This is a genomic window from Pseudomonas sp. (assembly GCF_030147005.1).
Taxonomy (GTDB): Bacteria; Pseudomonadota; Gammaproteobacteria; order Pseudomonadales; family Pseudomonadaceae; genus Aquipseudomonas.
The window spans coordinates 13,109-28,235 of record NZ_JASLAW010000061.1 but is presented as its reverse complement, the minus strand read 5'-3'; the positions used below and the strand labels follow the sequence as shown (position 1 = coordinate 28,235).

Genomic DNA, 15,127 nt, shown 5'->3' with positions numbered 1-15,127 from the left:
GATATTGCGCAGATGGAATTTGACCGTGGCCTCGGAGGTGCAGCGGATCCTGCTTATCTCCCAAATGGTCTTCCCTTCGGAGGCCCACCGCAGTATCTCCAGCTCCGTCTTGGTCAGGGGCTTGCCAAGTAAACTCAAGCGTCTTCTGATGGCCGTCGGAACAATTTCCAACGGGTGAGCTAACTCCTCGGGGCGACTCATTGCCTTCTCCTTTTTTATGGTGACGCGCCGCCATCCTTCGGACTTTTCTTATTGACAGGCGACATAAACATTGAACAAGGAGAGAGTTACACAACCGGCGGAGTGAGAGGGCAAGGCCGAGGATAAACAGCCAAGCCCTACAGTTATCTAGGCATCTTCCCACAGCATTTTCCAACTTGCCGGGGTTGAAAATTTAAAAGATTTGGCTTAGTCGTCCAGCTTTGCAGCGTCGAACGCGATGTCGTTACCGGTCAGTGTCGGCGCCGATCCCTCTGCGGTATTGAACAAATGCAGCGCTACAAAATACGGGTTCTCGCCTATGTCGAACCAATGGGGCGTGCCGGCGGGTACGATCAGCAGATCGTTCTTTTCACACCGCACCCCGTAGACATAATTGCCAATGCGCAACGAGCACAACCCCTGGCCGGCGATGAAGAATCGCGCCTGATCTTCGCGGCAGGTGTGCTCGCTCACGCACTCGACCGGCAACGTGGCTTTGTGCGGATGGTCACCGGTCACGCTGACCACCTCGACATTCGCGTAGCCAAGCGCATCGATCTGCGGCTGATACGCCGCAATCATTTGCGCCACGCTGGCGCCCTTCTCGATCGGCGCGGGCTGCCAGCGCTCAAAGCGCACGCCCTGTTCGGCCAGGGTCGACTGAATATCGTCGAAGTGGGTCAGTACTTTGTTCGGGGTGCCCGGTGTAGCGATGTCATAGACAGCGACGTAGCTCATTGCACGGCTCCTTGGTTCGGCTCTTGCAATCGAAGGCCAATGATAACGGCGGCGGCCAGGGCCGCGATGCTGGCGATACTGAACGTGAGGGTCGGGCCCAGCAGGTTCCAGCTATAACCGGCATACAGCGCACCCAGCGCCCCGCCGGTGCCGGCCAATGCGGCGTAGAGCGCCTGGCCCTGCCCTTGCTGACGGTCGCCGAAACTGCGCTGCACGAAGGCGATGGCTGCCGCATGGAAACTGCCGAACGTGGCGGCATGCAGCACTTGCGCCAGCAACAGTACCCAGAAAAACTCGGCAAATGCACCCAGCAGTAACCACCGCAGCCCCGCCAGCAGAAAACTGGCCAGCAGCACCCGGCGCACTGAAAAGCGCGCCAGGATTCGACTCATGCCCAGGAACATCAAGACCTCCGCCACCACCCCAAGGGCCCACAACAGCCCGATCACGCCACGGCTGTAGCCCAGGTGTTCAAGGTGCAGCGTGAGGAAGGTGTAATACGGGCCATGGCTCATCTGCATCAGCGCCACGCAGGCATAGAATGCCAGCACGCCGGGGTTGCGTAACTGCCTGAGAAAACCGTCACCGGCCAGACGTGTGCCGTGGCTGGCGGGCTGTGCATTCGGCACCCACAGGCTGGCGCCGATGATCCCGGCCATGATCACCACGACCACGACCGGGTAGATATCCACGCTCAGCCATTCAAAAAGGCGGCCCATGATCACGACAGTGAGGATAAAACCGATGGAGCCCCACAAGCGTATCTGGCTGTAGCGCGATGTCTGCTGTTGCAGGTGTGCCAGGGTGATGACTTCGAACTGCGGCAGCACCGCGTGCCAGAAGAATGCATGCAGGGCCATGACCAGGGCCAGCCAGGCGTAGGTCTTGCTGACGAAAATCAACGAAAAACTCAACAGCGTGCACACCGCGCCAAACCGCACGATGGCCAGGCGTCGGCCGGTGTAGTCGCCCAGCCAGCCCCACAGGTTGGGCGCCACGCACCGCATCAGCATGGGAATGGCCACCAGCTCGCCGATACGCGCACTGGAAAAACCCAGGTGATCGAAATACAGCGCCAGGAATGGCGCCGTCGCCCCAAGCAGGGCGAAGTAGAAGAGATAAAAGCTGGAAAGGCGCCAATAAGGGAGGGCTGTCACAGTCAGCCCGTCACAGCTGGCCCAGTACCGGCGTACTCACCTTCACGTCAGCGTTTTGCCCGCGGTTGCGCAGCAGGTGGTCCATCAACACGATAGCCATCATCGCCTCGGCAATCGGTGTGGCGCGGATACCGACGCACGGGTCGTGGCGACCTTTGGTGATCACGTCAACCGGGTTGCCGTGCACATCGATCGAGCGGCCCGGCGTGGTGATGCTCGACGTGGCCTTGAGCGCCAGGTGCGCAACGATCGGCTGGCCCGAGGAGATGCCACCGAGGATGCCGCCGGCGTTGTTGCTGAGGAAACCCTGCGGGGTCATCTCATCGCGATGCTCGGTACCGCGCTGGGACACACAGGCGAAACCGGCGCCGATTTCCACGCCTTTGACCGCGTTGATGCTCATGAGCGCATGGGCCAGTTCGGCGTCGATACGGTCGAATATCGGCTCGCCCAGGCCCGGCTTCACGCCCTCGGCCACGACGGTGATCTTCGCACCGACTGAATCCTGATCGCGGCGCAACTGATCCATGTAGGCTTCCAGTTCCGGCACCTTGTCCGGGTCGGGGCAGAAGAAGGCGTTGTCTTCGACGCTGTCCCAGGTCTTGAACGGGATCTCAATCGGGCCGAGCTGGCTCATGTAGCCACGAATGACGATGCCCTGGGTCGCCAGGTACTGCTTGGCAATGGCACCGGCCGCCACGCGCATCGCGGTTTCGCGGGCCGAACTGCGGCCGCCGCCACGGTAGTCGCGTTCGCCGTATTTGTGATGGTAGGTGTAGTCGGCGTGGGCCGGGCGGAACAGGTCCTTGATCGCCGAATAGTCCTTGGACTTCTGGTCGGTGTTACGGATCAGCAGGCCGATGGCGCAGCCGGTGGTGCGGCCTTCGAACACACCGGAGAGGATCTCGACTTCGTCGGGTTCCTGGCGCTGGGTGGTATGGCGGCTGGTGCCGGGCTTGCGGCGGTCCAGATCACGCTGCAGGTCTTCTACAGACAGCTCAAGGCCGGGCGGGCAGCCGTCGACAATGGCGACCAACGCCGGACCATGGCTTTCGCCCGCGGTGGTGACAGTGAACAGCTTGCCGAAGGTATTGCCGGACATGCAGGGCGCTCCGTGAAATCAGTTGAATCAAGTCAACCGTAATAACTTAAGGCGGGCAGTATACGCAGGCTAACCGACTAGTTCATCCTCGAAACCTTACCGGTAGACGTTGGTCCAACCGGCACCTCTCCAATGATGGCGCGATGATGCTGCGAGTTCTGCTGTTCACCCTTACCTTGTTTACCGCCGTGGCCCAGGCCGCCTCCCCTGTTGTACTGCAACGGCCCATCAGCCTGGATACCGGCAGCGGTGAGCTGTTTGGCTCGCTGCTATTGCCGCAATCCGACGAACCCGTGCCGGTGGTGCTGATCATCGCAGGCTCGGGCCCCACCGACCGCAACGGCAACAGCGCCGACGGTGCGCGCAACGACAGCCTCAAGCGCCTGGCCTGGGTACTGGCCCGGCACAATATCGCCAGCGTGCGCTATGACAAACGCGGCGTGGCCGCCAGCCTGGCCGCAACCCCGGATGAACGCAACCTGACCCTCGACGCCTATGTGTCCGATGCCGTGGCCTGGGGCAAGTTGCTCAAGGCCGACAAACGCATGGGCCCGCTGGTTGTGCTGGGCCACAGCGAAGGCGCGTTGGTCGCCGCCCTCGCCGCGCCGCAATTGAACCCGGCCGGGGTGATTTCCTTGTCCGGCAGTGCCCGCCCGGTGGACCAGGTGATTCGCCAGCAACTGGCCGACCACCTGCCCCCCGCCCTGCTACTGCGTAGCAACGAAATCCTCGACCACCTCAAGGCCGGTCAAGTGGATGCCGATGTGCCGCGTCCGCTGGAAGGTATTTTCCGACCCAGCGTGCAACCTTATCTGATCAGCCTGTTCCGGGCCGACCCGTCGGCGGCCTTTGCACGCTTGACCATGCCGGCGCTGATCATCCAGGGCACCAACGACATACAGGTCGGCGTAGGCGATGCCCAGCAACTGAAACACGCCAAGCCCGACGCGCAGTTGACCGTAATCGAAGGCATGAACCATGTGATGCGCATCGTGCCCAACAACGTCAAGCAGCAACTGGCGTCCTACAACGACCCGAAATTGCCCCTCGCCGCCGAACTGGGCGAGCGGATAGTGCGCTTTATTGACGGACTTAAACCCCGTTAAACGCCAATTTGCCTCTAGTCCTGAAGAAAGCGGCCGATAAGCCCAGAATCGACAGTAAAAAGGCTGTCGGCTCGCAGGCTTGGACAGGATCGCGCCGCATGACAACCACTGAAGCAACCCCAGAATCCACCGCCGACGCCCCGGCTGAAACCGAGGCCGCCGCCGCAGCGGCGCTACCGTGGGCAGACGTACACGCCGAACATTTCAAGATGCTGCGGCTCGCCCCGCTGGCCACGGACCGTGCGACCGGCGTACGGCCATTGCGGTTTGTGCAATTGGGCTACGCCGAGCGCCACGACCCGCATCACAGCCTGTTGCGCATGGTGATCCAGTTGCCCGGCCAGCGCGTACGGCGCGAGCAGAACCAGCTGGATATCTGGGTCGATCACGATAAACATCGCGTGCACTTCGGCCCGGGCAACAGCCTGGAGATCGAACCGGTCAACCGTGGTCTTGGCCGCTTCCTGGTCGCCCAGGGCGCCGCGTGGGCCAAGAAGAAGTGGTCACACTACCGCGTCGATGGCGTGGACCTGGCCAACAAGGACGCGCTCAACGAAGCCACACGCCTGCGCCGCGATCACTTTCTGCGCATCCAGGGTTTCGATGTGGCCTATGCCGACGTGCAACACCTCAAGGGCAACGTACAGCCGGGAAAGGTCAGCAACGTGCTGGACAGTTGGAACACCGAAAAAGTGCAGTTCGTGGAAATACTCGAAGCTGCGCAAATGCTGCAACAGGCCGAACAGAACCTGGCCGAGCAGGAAGTGAAACTGCGCAAGGAAGAAGAAAAGGTCACCAAGTTCAAGCGCGAGGACAGCGGCCTGCGCTTTACCATCACCTGCCTGGTGGCATTTACCGTGTTTCAGGCGGGATTGTTGATCTGGATTGCCACGCACCGTTAACAGGTTGAAGCGCAACTGGGGGAGCTGGCTTGCCTGCGAAGGCCACAGGTTTGCACACAACGTTGGTGCGACGCTGAACCTGTGGTGAGGGAGCTTGCTCCCGTGGCGGCCTGAGAATACTGGTCGTTGTCACGGGAACGGCCCACTTCCCATGCCGGGATAGCGGTGGCAACGACACATCGCTATCCCAGGCAAACCGGGTCAGACACGCGCGGCGAATACCGCCTGATGCGCCCGGCACTGTTCAGCCGTCAACATGAACACTCCATGGCCACCGCGCTGGAAGTCCAGCCAGGCGAAATCCACTTCCGGGTACAGCGCTTCGACGTGCACCTGGCTGTTGCCCACTTCGACAATCAGCAACCCCTTCTCGGTCAGGTGGCTCGCCGCTTCGGCCAGCATCCGGCGTACCAGGTTCAAACCGTCGTCACCGCAGGCCAGGCCCAGTTCCGGTTCGTGCTGGTATTCATCCGGCATGTCGGCGAAATCTTCGGCATCCACGTACGGCGGATTCGACACGATCAGATCGAAGCGCTGCCCCGGCAAGCCACCAAAGCCGTCGCCCTGCACGGTATACACGCGCTCATCGACGCCATGACGCTCGATATTCTGGTTGGCCACTTCCAGGGCTTCGAAGGACAAGTCGCCCAGCACCACCTCGGCGTTCGGGAATTCGTAGGCACAGGCGATGCCGATGCAACCGGAGCCGGTGCACAAGTCGAGAATGCGCGCCGGCGGTTGGGCCAGCCAGGGCTCGAAGCGGTTCTCGATCAACTCGCCGATCGGTGAGCGCGGGATCAGCACACGTTCATCAACGATAAACGACATGCCGCAGAACCAGGCCTCTTTGAGCAAGTAGGCGGTCGGCACCCGCTCATGGATGCGACGATGCAATAAACGCTGCACATGGGAGATTTCCTCTTCTTCCAGATTGCAGTCCAGGTAGCTGTCGGCAATTTCCCACGGCAGGTGCAGAGCGCCGAGCACCAGTTGCCGGGCTTCGTCCCAGGCATTGTCGGTGCCGTGGCCAAAAAACAGGTCTTCCCCATGGAAACGGCTGACAGCCCAACGGATATGGTCGCGCAAGGTGCGCAGGCGGGAAGTGATCACGGGGGCAGACTCCTGGAAAAAACGACTGGCGATTCTAACAGCGTTCACCTGTACCGACGATGTACGAAATACCCTTGCCGCATGTCGGATTTCATCCAATTTGCCACTATTGGGTTAAACAAGTCGCCTACTTGACATGGCTGCACGTCAACAACGGCGTACCTTACGATGGTAGCGATTCACAGAACCGCTCAGCCAGTGGACAATGTCACAAAAGCCCCCCTGACAGGAGCCCCAGAATGTCCGTTCCAAAGACGATGTTTCAACTCAGCGGTCGTGGTTACGCAGCTGCCAACCTTGCCCATGCGACCCTCGTGATCATCGACGCCCAGAAGGAATACCTCAGCGGCCCACTCGCCCTCTCGGGCATGGACGCGGCGGTCGGCAATATCAAGCAACTGGTGGCCTCGGCACGCAACGCCGGGCGGCCGATCGTGCATGTGCGCCACCTGGGTACCGTCGGCGGCCTGTTCGATCCGCAAGGCGAGCGCGGCGAGTTCATCCCCGGCCTGGAGCCTGAAGGCGACGAAACCATCATCGGCAAGTTGCTGCCCAGTGCCTTCCACGGCACCGGCCTTGAAAAACACCTGCAAGACCTCGGTTCGCTGGACCTGATCGTCTGTGGTTTCATGAGCCATTCCAGCGTCAGCACCACGGTGCGCGCCGCCAAGAACCTCGGCTTTCGCTGCACCCTGGTGGAAGATGCCTGCGCCACACGCGACCTGCCCTACAAAGGCGGCGTGCTCAGTGCCGAGCATGTGCAGCAAACCGAAATGGCCATCATGGCCGACAATTTCGCGACCCTGGCGTTGACCAAAGAGTTGATCTGATCGTCGCTTTGATGAGCGGTGCGCCAATGTTCATTGGCCCGCTCATCCGCGAAGCGTACTCATTTCGTGCATTTACCTCGGGCACAGGAACAACCTGTGTATCTTCCGGTCGAAGGGCCGATACCCTGGAGGAAAGGTCGGAATGAAGATATCCGATGGTTTTGATGCTCGTCGCTTGCGTCCCAAGGGCCCGAGCAATTGGCGTCTGCGCCTGGTGGCGGGCATTGCCGCGTTGCTGGCGATCGTAGGTTTGCTGTTGGCGGGCGCTGGTGGCGCCGGTCTGTTTGGGCATTCGCCGGCACTCGGCGAACTGAACGCCAGCCCTGGCGGCTCGGCCATCCTGCTTGGGATCGGCCTGCTGGTAGTGTGGCTGGGCGTGTGGTTGTGGCGTCGCAGCCGGCGCAAGATGCGCCAGCCGCTGTCGTTGAATATCGCTTCGCACCTGATGAAAAAGCACGACTGATGGCGCATGGATAGTATTTGCTGCGCCGCAGCCGCCGCGATTTAGGTAAACTGCCCGCCCTTCGCGGAGGCTGCCATGCAAGACGACGATTTTTCCCTGTTCAAGAACGAGCTGCGCGGCGTCAAGCCGATCAAGCACGACCGTGCCGACACCGGCAAACCCAAGGCTGATCGGGCGCAAATCGCCAAGCTGCGCCAGGCCGCGACCGTGCGCACCGATGCCACCACCGTTGATGGCCTGTCGGACCAGTTCGTGATCGACGTCGGCCCCGAAGATGAGTTGATGTGGGCCCGCGATGGGGTGCAGGAAAGCCAGATACGCAAGCTCAAGGCCGGCCACATCCCGTTCGAAGGCAGCCTCGACCTGCACGGCATGAATGTGGAAAAAGCCCGCGAAACCCTCTGGGCCTTCCTCGCCGAAGCCACCAAATTCGAAATCCGCTGCGTGCGCGTCACCCACGGCAAGGCCGTGCGGCTGGACGGCAAGCGGCCGATGATCAAGAGCCACGTCAACACCTGGCTGCGCCAGCATGCGCAGGTGCTCGGCTTTACCTCCTGCCAGGCCCGACACGGCGGGGCCGGCGCGGTGTATGTGATGCTCAAGCGCACGATGATGGAAGGGCGCGACGAGTAAACAAGTGCCATCGTCAGGCTTGCAGCGATGTGTCCGCCCCCGTAACCTTGCGCTTTGCGAAAATCCAACAGGTAGTTTCATGTCCCTGGAACAGAATTACACAGCGATTCTCGGCCAACTCGGCGAGGACGTCTCCCGCGAGGGCCTGCTCGACACGCCAAAGCGTGCCGCCAAGGCGATGCAGTACCTCTGCCGCGGTTACGAACAGACGTTGGAAGAAGTTACCAACGGTGCCTTGTTCAGCTCCGACAACAGCGAAATGGTGCTGGTCAAGGACATCGAGTTGTACTCGCTGTGCGAACACCACCTGCTGCCGTTTATCGGCAAGGCGCACGTGGCGTACATCCCGAGCGGCAAAGTGCTGGGCCTGTCGAAGGTCGCGCGGATCGTCGATATGTATGCGCGTCGCCTGCAGATCCAGGAAAACCTCAGCCGCCAGATCGCTGACGCGGTACTGGAAGTGACCGGCGCCCTCGGCGTGGCGGTGGTGATCGAAGCCAAGCACATGTGCATGATGATGCGCGGCGTGGAAAAACAGAATTCGTCGATGATCACGTCAGTGATGCTCGGCGAGTTCCGCGACAATGCGGCCACCCGCAGCGAATTTCTCAGCCTGATCAAGTAAGCGGCTGCGTAGGAAAGAACCGGCGTTCATCGCCGGTTTTTTTTCGCCCGCAAAATTCAGGTAAGCTGCGACCCCTTCTTCATGGGCAAGAGGTTTTTAGCCATGTTCGTCAAAGCACTTCGAGTGGGCCTCGGCCAGATCATCATCGCAGGCGACTTCCTGACCCGTCCGCGCAAAAAGCAGCGCCCCGCCGAACAACAGGCGCAGGTGAACCAAGCGGCCAAGGGCCTGACCCTCTATCAATTCCACGCGTGCCCGTTCTGCGTGAAGACCCGGCGCACCCTGCATCGCCTGAATGTGCCGGTAGCGCTCAAGGACGCGAAAAATAACGCGCAAGACCGCCAGACTCTGCTGGAGCAAGGCGGCAAGATCAAAGTGCCGTGCCTGCGCATCGAAGAAAACGGCCAGACCACCTGGATGTACGACTCCAAGGTGATCATTGATTACCTGGACAAGCGCTTCGCCGCCATCTGATAGCCAGCGCCTCTGTAGGAGCGAGCTTGCTCGCGGAAACCCCGAGAGCGCCGCTAAGTGTCAGGTTCCCCGCGTTATCGTTGACGATTTTCGCGAGCAGGCTCGCTCCTACGGTGGCGTGATGTCCAGGTCCAGCAGCGCCGAGCCCAGGCACTTGCCATGGGCATCCAGGGCCAGCGAGCGGGTCACGCCGCCGCGCAGGATGCCTGGCAAGACAAAATTCAGGGCCTGCACATTGGGTAGCTCGTAACGGCGAACCGGCTCAGCCCCTGGCTCCAGCAAACCGGCAAAGAACTCGGTCACCCGCGCTACCGTCAACTGCTCGCACAGCAACGGATAGTCTTCGGCGCGATAAGCAATGATCGAGATGTTCGACGTGTCGCCCTTATCTCCGGTGCGGGAGTGGGCCAGTGCGTGCAACTTCATCCTTCTATCCTCGGTTTGACCCGGTCACGGGGCAGCAGCAATGACGCCACCGCCACCACCTGGCGTACGCTCTTGCTCGCCCCGCCACCGCCGGCCGGGCCGTTGGTGTAGAGGGTTTCCACTTCATTGCCGACGCGCACGGCGTCGCTGCGCGCTTCACAACGGGCGGCGACCCGCAGGCGCACTTCCCAAGGCTCGACGTGACTGCGCGGCCCATGCAGAGCGTCCATGCCGATCAACTCGGCACGCACGTCCTGCATCTTCACGCCGATCAGTTCCAGGCGCTTGAGCACCACATCCCGCGCCAATTGCGCCCGTGCGACAGCGCCGGGACCGCCGTAGGACATCTGCCCCTCACCGATCCAGCCGTCCAGATAACCGACGCTGACCTTCAGCTGTTCAGGCCGGGCACGGCCCTCGGCCCCCTGGGCACGCACCCGATCAACGCCCTCCTCGACAAAGCCCACCCGTGAAAAGTCGGCCGTGACATCCGGGGTCAGATACGCTTGCGGATCGTGCACTTCGTAGATCAGTTGCTCGCTGCAGGTGGCGCGGCTGACCTGCCCTCCGGTGCCCGCCACTTTGGTGATCAGGGCATTGCCATCGGCGTCGACCTCGGCCAGCGGAAAGCCCAGGCGTGCCAGGTCATCAACGTCCTTGCAGCCTGGGTCCGCGAAATAACCACCGCTGACCTGCCCCGCACATTCGAGCAAATGCCCGACCAGGGTGCCCCGGCCCAGGCGCAGCCAATCGTCGGCGGCCCAGCCGAACTCAAACATCTGCGGCGCGAGAAACAATGACGGGTCGGCCACACGCCCGGTAATCACTACGTCGGCGTCGGCGCGCAGGGCTTCCAGGATGCCGTCCACGCCCAGGTAGGCATTCGCCGAAATCAGCCGTTCGCCCAGTGAGCCCAGGGTCTGGCCGTTGTCCAGCAACTGCTCGGGCCGCAACACTGACAGCACGTCATCGCCCGCCACGGCCACCACCTTGAGGTTAATGCCCAACTCATCGGCGATGCGCCGCACTTCAACGGCGGCCGACACTGGGTTGGCCGCACCCATATTAGTGATCACGCGCAGGCGACGACGACCTTCGTGCAGCCCGACAAAAGGCAGTACCCGCAGCATGCGTTCACTCAACAAGGGGTCGTAACCGCCCGCCGGATCACCGATACGCGCCTGTTGCGCCAGGGCAATCGTGCGTTCGGCCAGGCATTCGAACACCAGATAATCCAGGTCGCCCTGTTCGGCCAGTTCCACGGCGGGTTCGATACGGTCACCGGAGTAGCCGGCACCGGCGCCGATGCGCAAGGTTTTCATCTCAGATAACTCCCAGGAGCAGCGCGGTCAGGGTCATCAACACCGACGCGGCAAACAGAAAAGGAATGGTGAAGCGCTGGTGATCGGCCAGTTCGATCTTGCACAGGCCCACCAGCAGGAAAGTCGCGGGAGTCAGCGGGCTGACCGGAAAGCCCGTGGTGTGCACGCCCAGCAACGAGGCCTGGGCCACTTGGAGGGGGTCGACACCCAGCGCCTTGCCGACTTCAGCAATCACCGGCATCACGCCGAAGTAGTAGGAATCGGGATCGAACAACATACTCAGCGGCATGGAAATGAAGCCCACCACCGCCGGGATCAACTTGCCATGGCCAGCGGGAATCTGCGCCACCGCCACTTCGGCGATCGCCTTGAGCATGCCGGTGCCTTGCATGATGCCGGTGAACACGCCGGCGGCGAGCAGGATACTGGCCATGGTCAGGGCGGTTTTCGCATGGGCGTCGATACGGGCGCGCTGGGCGTCGACGTTGGGGTAGTTGATGCACAGCGCGACCACGGTGCCGAGCATAAACATCACCACCGGGTCGACCCAGCCGGCGATCATCACCAGCATCACCAGCACGGTGAGGGTCAGGTTGACCCAGAACAGCCGTGGACGGCGCAGCTTGATATCGTCATCACTGAGTACCCGTTGCGGCACCGCGTCCACGCTGGAGCCGGCCCCCAGGCCCAGGCGCTTTTCTTCACGCCGGCCCAGCCACCAGGCGCAGGCGAACACAAAGATCAGCCCGACAATCTGCACCGGAATCAATGGCTGGAAGAGGTCTGCCACCGGCACATGCAGCGCCGCCGACGAGCGCAGCACCGGGCCGGTCCAGGGCAGGAAATTGACCCCGGCGGCCATCGCACAGACACAGGCAAGGATGCGTTTGTCGATGCCCAGCCGGGTGTACAGCGGCAACATCGCCGGCACCGTCACCAGGAAGGTCACCGCGCCGGAACCGTCCAGGTGCACCAACAGCGCCAGGGTCGCGGTGCCGACGACAATTCGGGTAGGACGCGTGCCGACCGTGCGCAGGATGCGGTCAATGATGGGGTCGAGCATGCCGGCATCGGTCATGATCCCGAAGAACAGAATCGCAAACACGAACATGCCCACCACGGGGGCGACGTTCTTGATGCCGGTAATGATGAATGCGCTGGTTTGCAGGCCGAACCCGCCGAGCAGCGCGGCGATGATCGGCAAGGCGATCAGGGCCACCAGGGGCGAGAGGCGCTTGCTCATGACGGCGGCAAGCAGGCAGAGGATGGTGATGACACCCAGGGTTGCGAGCATGGGTTACTCCAGGGTGGCCGTTTTGGCCGGTTATTGTTTTCCCGTGAGTATTGGAATCAGGTTAGGCTTTGTAAATTGGAATATTCAGGCACCCGCGTTCGGAAAAACAAAATGAAGCGATCGTTATGAAAAACAGCATCCAGCACATTCAGGCATTCCTCGCGGTTGCTCGCACCGGCAGCTTTACCAAAGCCGCCACCGAGCTGAACCTGTCGCCCTCGGCGCTGACCGTGCAGGTGCAACAACTGGAAGAGTGGCTGGGCGTGGCCCTGCTCGACCGCAGCCCTCGCCATGTGAGCATCACCGCCGCCGGCCAGGATGCCCGCGGCCCCATGGAAAAACTGCTGCTGGACCTGGACAACATCGTCACCGGCTCGCGCGACCTCGCGGCCCTGCGCCGTGGCGTCGTCACCATCGCCGCGCTGCCCTCGGTGTGTGCCGGCAGCCTGCCGCCGGTATTGCGCCTGTTTCGCGAACGCTTTGCCGGGATCGAAGTGCGCCTGCATGACCTGGTGGCCCATCGCATTCATGCCCAGGTGCGCAGCGGCGAGGTGGATTTCGGCATCGGCGTGCGCGCGCGCCTCAGTCACGGCCTGGACTTCGTGCCAGTGTTGAATGATCGGTTGTGCGCGTTTGTGCCGCTGGATCACGCCCTCGCCCACCATCGACATCTCAGCCTGGAACAACTGGCAGACCAGCCGATCATCCTCACCGGACGCGACAGCAGCGTGCGTGAGCAAGTGGACGCGCTGTTTGACCAGACGCGGTTGACGCTGAACGCGGGCATGGAGGCTAACTACATGTCGACGGTATTGGCATTGGTACGCCAGGGCTTGGGGGTCAGTGTGCTGCCGGAATCGGCGGCCGATAGCCTGGAGGGCTTGAAGCGGATCAACATCGATCATCCCGGGGTGAACCGCGAGATCGGGTTGATCAGTCGCAGTGGGACAGGATTGAGCCCGGCGGCGCAACGCTGTTTCGATCTACTGAGCGAACAGCTGGATCGCGCTTAGTTGCCGAGTCTGCGCAGGCGTTAGTTCAATCAAGAACACGTGACCGGTGCTGTTGCAATTTCAAGCAAATTTGGCCATACACCATGTATATGATCACGCCTACGACGTTTATAGGGTTATCACATTCATGAGCAACTCATCCACCGCCGCTCGGGCTTTTATTCTCGCCTCGCTAAAAGACATAGGGATAGCCCAGAACAAGTTAACGTCGATCAACGACGGTGCACAAATGTATGGTCCGCAGGGGCTCTTGGATTCTGTGCACTTAGTTGGACTTATTTCAGCCATTGGCGAGCAGATCGACCGCACCGGCGGCGCAGCCGAGAGTTTCTTCGATGTTCTCGATGAGGGCCTATTCGACAACTTCAAAGACATCAATCGAATCGAGTCGTTATTGAACGGAAAATTCAGCCATGTCAGCTTTTGCTCCTGATAGCCAATACATCAATACCGATAAGATTGAAGACGTTCCCTATCAGTGGCTGGCCGATAAAGTACCGACGCCGTTCTATGCGTACAGCGCCACACAGATAAAAGCCGACTTTGCGGAACTTAAACGCACGCTCCCCCAGGACATCGATTACTTTTACTCGCTCAAGGCCAATCCGAATAAAGCGCTGGTCGGACTATTACATGAGGCGGGCGCAGGGTGCGAAGTGTGTTCCCTGGCGGAACTTGAAATTGCATTACGCCAGGGCGTGCCACCGGGTGAAATTATTTTTGTCGGGCCCGGCAAACATATCAATGAGTTGACGCAATGTTGCATCGCCGGCATTAAAGCCGTGGTGGTGGAATCCATTGAGGAACTGCTTCTGCTCAACGATATTGCGGCGGGCCTTGAGGTGATCCAACGTATCGCCCTGCGCATTAACCCGGACTTCTCCGGTGAAAAAGCCAAGCTGGTGATGAGCGGCAAAGCCCGACAGTTTGGTATTGATGAACAGCTGCTGCCGCAAGCATTTGCCCTGCTCGGCCAACTTGCGCACCTTCGACTGGCAGGCATCCATGTTTATCTGGGCACACGCATTCTTGACTGGCAGGCTCTGGTCAACAATACGCAGAACATCCTGACGCTGGCCGCCACGCTTCAGAAGACCCATGGCGCAAACTTCGAATTCGTCGACGTGGGCGGAGGCTTCGGCGTGCGCTATTTCGACAAGGAAAAGGCGCTCGATCTGGCCGCCTTGGGCGGAGCCCTGCTGCCTGTGATCAACGATTACCGCCGGGATTTTCCACAGTGCCGGATCGTGATCGAACTGGGGCGATTTCTGATAGCACGTGCAGGCATCTTCGTCACGCGGGTCAATTACCTCAAACCGTCCCGAGAAGAGTGGTTTGCCGTGTGCGATGGCGGTGCCAACTGCCACGGCAGTGCTGCCGGCATCAACTCCCTGATTCGCCGAAACTTCCCGATGGCCCGTCTCGGTCCCTCCCGGCAGGACGCCCAGCGACGTTATCAAGTGACCGGTCCCCTGTGCACACCTACGGACTTGCTGGGCGAAAACGTCATGCTCGCCGAGCTTCGTTCGGGCGATCTGATCGGCATCGCGCATTCCGGTGCCTATGGCGCTAGTGCATCCCCGGTGGGTTTCTTGAGTTTTGGTCACCCAGCAGAAGTGCTGGTCGAACAGGACCAGGCTTTTCTGATCCGCACCGCAGATAGCGTAGATACCCTGTTGGCGCCACAGGTGTGTCAGCGTTTGTCCTTACACAACGCCTGAAGGAGCCGCC

18 protein-coding genes are annotated in these 15,127 nt (G+C 61.0%); 10 read left to right on the top strand and 8 right to left on the bottom strand.

Translation table 11 applies throughout. The annotated features are described in order from the left end of the window. From Q1V60_RS05830 to aroC, 4 genes are all read right to left on the bottom strand, one after another. Positions 1–201: helix-turn-helix transcriptional regulator (locus tag Q1V60_RS05830; RefSeq protein ID WP_300628304.1), on the bottom strand; the 201-nt coding region annotated here is incomplete at its 3' end. 207 nt (positions 202–408) lie between these two features. After that, positions 409–939, bottom strand: a complete 531-nt coding sequence (locus tag Q1V60_RS05825; protein ID WP_300628303.1) for an acireductone dioxygenase — start codon at positions 937–939, stop codon at positions 409–411. Continuing rightward, positions 936–2,096 carry an MFS transporter gene (locus Q1V60_RS05820; RefSeq protein WP_300628302.1) on the bottom strand — a complete coding sequence of 387 codons (1,161 nt, stop codon included), beginning with the start codon at positions 2,094–2,096 and terminating at the stop codon, positions 936–938. Before Q1V60_RS05820 ends, Q1V60_RS05825 begins: the two co-directional genes overlap by 4 nt. A 10-nt stretch (positions 2,097–2,106) precedes the next feature. Next, the gene (gene aroC / locus Q1V60_RS05815) at positions 2,107–3,198 is read right to left on the bottom strand and encodes a chorismate synthase (RefSeq protein ID WP_300628300.1); all 1,092 of its coding nucleotides are present in this window, start codon (positions 3,196–3,198) and stop codon (positions 2,107–2,109) included. Between the two features lie 143 nt (positions 3,199–3,341). On the opposite strand from aroC, the gene Q1V60_RS05810 reads away from it, so the two are divergent. Then, positions 3,342–4,304 (top strand): alpha/beta fold hydrolase, encoded by a 963-nt coding sequence (locus tag Q1V60_RS05810; protein WP_300628298.1) that lies wholly within the window; start codon positions 3,342–3,344, stop codon positions 4,302–4,304. Between the two features lie 98 nt (positions 4,305–4,402). Further along, positions 4,403–5,206, top strand: coding sequence for a hypothetical protein (locus tag Q1V60_RS05805; protein ID WP_300628296.1), 804 nt, complete (start codon positions 4,403–4,405; stop codon positions 5,204–5,206). A gap of 201 nt (positions 5,207–5,407) precedes the next feature. Here Q1V60_RS05805 and prmB read toward each other — a convergent pair whose 3' ends face one another. Next, on the bottom strand, positions 5,408–6,316 hold the full coding sequence (prmB, locus tag Q1V60_RS05800; RefSeq protein WP_300628294.1) for a 50S ribosomal protein L3 N(5)-glutamine methyltransferase: 909 nt from the start codon (positions 6,314–6,316) through the stop codon (positions 5,408–5,410). A 239-nt stretch (positions 6,317–6,555) separates the two neighbouring features. On the opposite strand from prmB, the gene Q1V60_RS05795 reads away from it, so the two are divergent. From Q1V60_RS05795 to Q1V60_RS05775, 5 genes are all read left to right on the top strand, one after another. Next, positions 6,556–7,146, top strand: a complete 591-nt coding sequence (locus Q1V60_RS05795; protein ID WP_300628292.1) for a cysteine hydrolase family protein — start codon at positions 6,556–6,558, stop codon at positions 7,144–7,146. A 142-nt stretch (positions 7,147–7,288) separates the two neighbouring features. Next, positions 7,289–7,609, top strand: a complete 321-nt coding sequence (locus Q1V60_RS05790) for a hypothetical protein (protein WP_300628290.1) — start codon at positions 7,289–7,291, stop codon at positions 7,607–7,609. 75 nt (positions 7,610–7,684) lie between these two features. Continuing rightward, on the top strand, positions 7,685–8,242 hold the full coding sequence (locus Q1V60_RS05785) for a Smr/MutS family protein (RefSeq protein ID WP_300628288.1): 558 nt from the start codon (positions 7,685–7,687) through the stop codon (positions 8,240–8,242). A 79-nt stretch (positions 8,243–8,321) separates the two neighbouring features. Then, positions 8,322–8,867 carry a GTP cyclohydrolase I FolE gene (gene folE / locus Q1V60_RS05780; RefSeq protein ID WP_124433484.1) on the top strand — a complete coding sequence of 182 codons (546 nt, stop codon included), beginning with the start codon at positions 8,322–8,324 and terminating at the stop codon, positions 8,865–8,867. Between the two features lie 102 nt (positions 8,868–8,969). Further along, on the top strand, positions 8,970–9,341 hold the full coding sequence (locus Q1V60_RS05775) for a glutathione S-transferase N-terminal domain-containing protein (RefSeq protein ID WP_300628283.1): 372 nt from the start codon (positions 8,970–8,972) through the stop codon (positions 9,339–9,341). A 108-nt stretch (positions 9,342–9,449) separates the two neighbouring features. On the opposite strand, the gene Q1V60_RS05770 is transcribed toward Q1V60_RS05775, so the two are convergent. Genes Q1V60_RS05770 through Q1V60_RS05760 form a run of 3 tightly spaced genes read right to left on the bottom strand, consistent with a single transcriptional unit; the run spans position 9,450 to position 12,383 of the window. Further along, positions 9,450–9,767, bottom strand: coding sequence for a hypothetical protein (locus Q1V60_RS05770; protein WP_300628281.1), 318 nt, complete (start codon positions 9,765–9,767; stop codon positions 9,450–9,452). Next, positions 9,764–11,089 carry an acyclic terpene utilization AtuA family protein gene (locus tag Q1V60_RS05765; RefSeq protein WP_300628280.1) on the bottom strand — a complete coding sequence of 442 codons (1,326 nt, stop codon included), beginning with the start codon at positions 11,087–11,089 and terminating at the stop codon, positions 9,764–9,766. The genes Q1V60_RS05770 and Q1V60_RS05765 overlap by 4 nt, the downstream gene beginning before the upstream one ends. A gap of 1 nt (position 11,090) precedes the next feature. Then, entirely contained in the window at positions 11,091–12,383 is a 1,293-nt protein-coding gene (locus Q1V60_RS05760; RefSeq protein ID WP_300628279.1) for a citrate:proton symporter, read from the bottom strand. A 125-nt stretch (positions 12,384–12,508) separates the two neighbouring features. On the opposite strand from Q1V60_RS05760, the gene Q1V60_RS05755 reads away from it, so the two are divergent. The 3 genes from Q1V60_RS05755 (at position 12,509) to Q1V60_RS05745 (ending at position 15,117) form a co-directional block, all read left to right on the top strand. Further along, complete coding sequence (locus Q1V60_RS05755; protein ID WP_300628278.1) at positions 12,509–13,396, top strand: LysR family transcriptional regulator; 888 nt, start codon at positions 12,509–12,511, stop codon at positions 13,394–13,396. A gap of 127 nt (positions 13,397–13,523) precedes the next feature. Then, complete coding sequence (locus Q1V60_RS05750) at positions 13,524–13,829, top strand: hypothetical protein (protein WP_300628276.1); 306 nt, start codon at positions 13,524–13,526, stop codon at positions 13,827–13,829. Beyond that, positions 13,810–15,117 carry a diaminopimelate decarboxylase gene (locus Q1V60_RS05745; protein WP_300628274.1) on the top strand — a complete coding sequence of 436 codons (1,308 nt, stop codon included), beginning with the start codon at positions 13,810–13,812 and terminating at the stop codon, positions 15,115–15,117. The genes Q1V60_RS05750 and Q1V60_RS05745 overlap by 20 nt, the downstream gene beginning before the upstream one ends. Positions 15,118–15,127 lie beyond the last annotated feature (10 nt).

Excerpts from the sequence above, each read along its gene's own strand:
- Q1V60_RS05825 (WP_300628303.1), bottom strand. The coding sequence starts at position 939 with ATGAGCTACGTCGCTGTCTATGACATCGCTACACCGGGCACCCCGAAC.
- aroC (WP_300628300.1), bottom strand. The coding sequence starts at position 3,198 with ATGTCCGGCAATACCTTCGGCAAGCTGTTCACTGTCACCACCGCGGGC.
- Q1V60_RS05810 (WP_300628298.1), top strand. The coding sequence starts at position 3,342 with ATGATGCTGCGAGTTCTGCTGTTCACCCTTACCTTGTTTACCGCCGTG.
- Q1V60_RS05805 (WP_300628296.1), top strand. The coding sequence starts at position 4,403 with ATGACAACCACTGAAGCAACCCCAGAATCCACCGCCGACGCCCCGGCT.
- Q1V60_RS05795 (WP_300628292.1), top strand. The coding sequence starts at position 6,556 with ATGTCCGTTCCAAAGACGATGTTTCAACTCAGCGGTCGTGGTTACGCA.
- Q1V60_RS05790 (WP_300628290.1), top strand. The coding sequence starts at position 7,289 with ATGAAGATATCCGATGGTTTTGATGCTCGTCGCTTGCGTCCCAAGGGC.
- Q1V60_RS05785 (WP_300628288.1), top strand. The coding sequence starts at position 7,685 with ATGCAAGACGACGATTTTTCCCTGTTCAAGAACGAGCTGCGCGGCGTC.
- folE (WP_124433484.1), top strand. The coding sequence starts at position 8,322 with ATGTCCCTGGAACAGAATTACACAGCGATTCTCGGCCAACTCGGCGAG.
- Q1V60_RS05775 (WP_300628283.1), top strand. The coding sequence starts at position 8,970 with ATGTTCGTCAAAGCACTTCGAGTGGGCCTCGGCCAGATCATCATCGCA.
- Q1V60_RS05770 (WP_300628281.1), bottom strand. The coding sequence starts at position 9,767 with ATGAAGTTGCACGCACTGGCCCACTCCCGCACCGGAGATAAGGGCGAC.
- Q1V60_RS05765 (WP_300628280.1), bottom strand. The coding sequence starts at position 11,089 with ATGAAAACCTTGCGCATCGGCGCCGGTGCCGGCTACTCCGGTGACCGT.
- Q1V60_RS05760 (WP_300628279.1), bottom strand. The coding sequence starts at position 12,383 with ATGCTCGCAACCCTGGGTGTCATCACCATCCTCTGCCTGCTTGCCGCC.
- Q1V60_RS05755 (WP_300628278.1), top strand. The coding sequence starts at position 12,509 with ATGAAAAACAGCATCCAGCACATTCAGGCATTCCTCGCGGTTGCTCGC.
- Q1V60_RS05750 (WP_300628276.1), top strand. The coding sequence starts at position 13,524 with ATGAGCAACTCATCCACCGCCGCTCGGGCTTTTATTCTCGCCTCGCTA.
- Q1V60_RS05745 (WP_300628274.1), top strand. The coding sequence starts at position 13,810 with ATGTCAGCTTTTGCTCCTGATAGCCAATACATCAATACCGATAAGATT.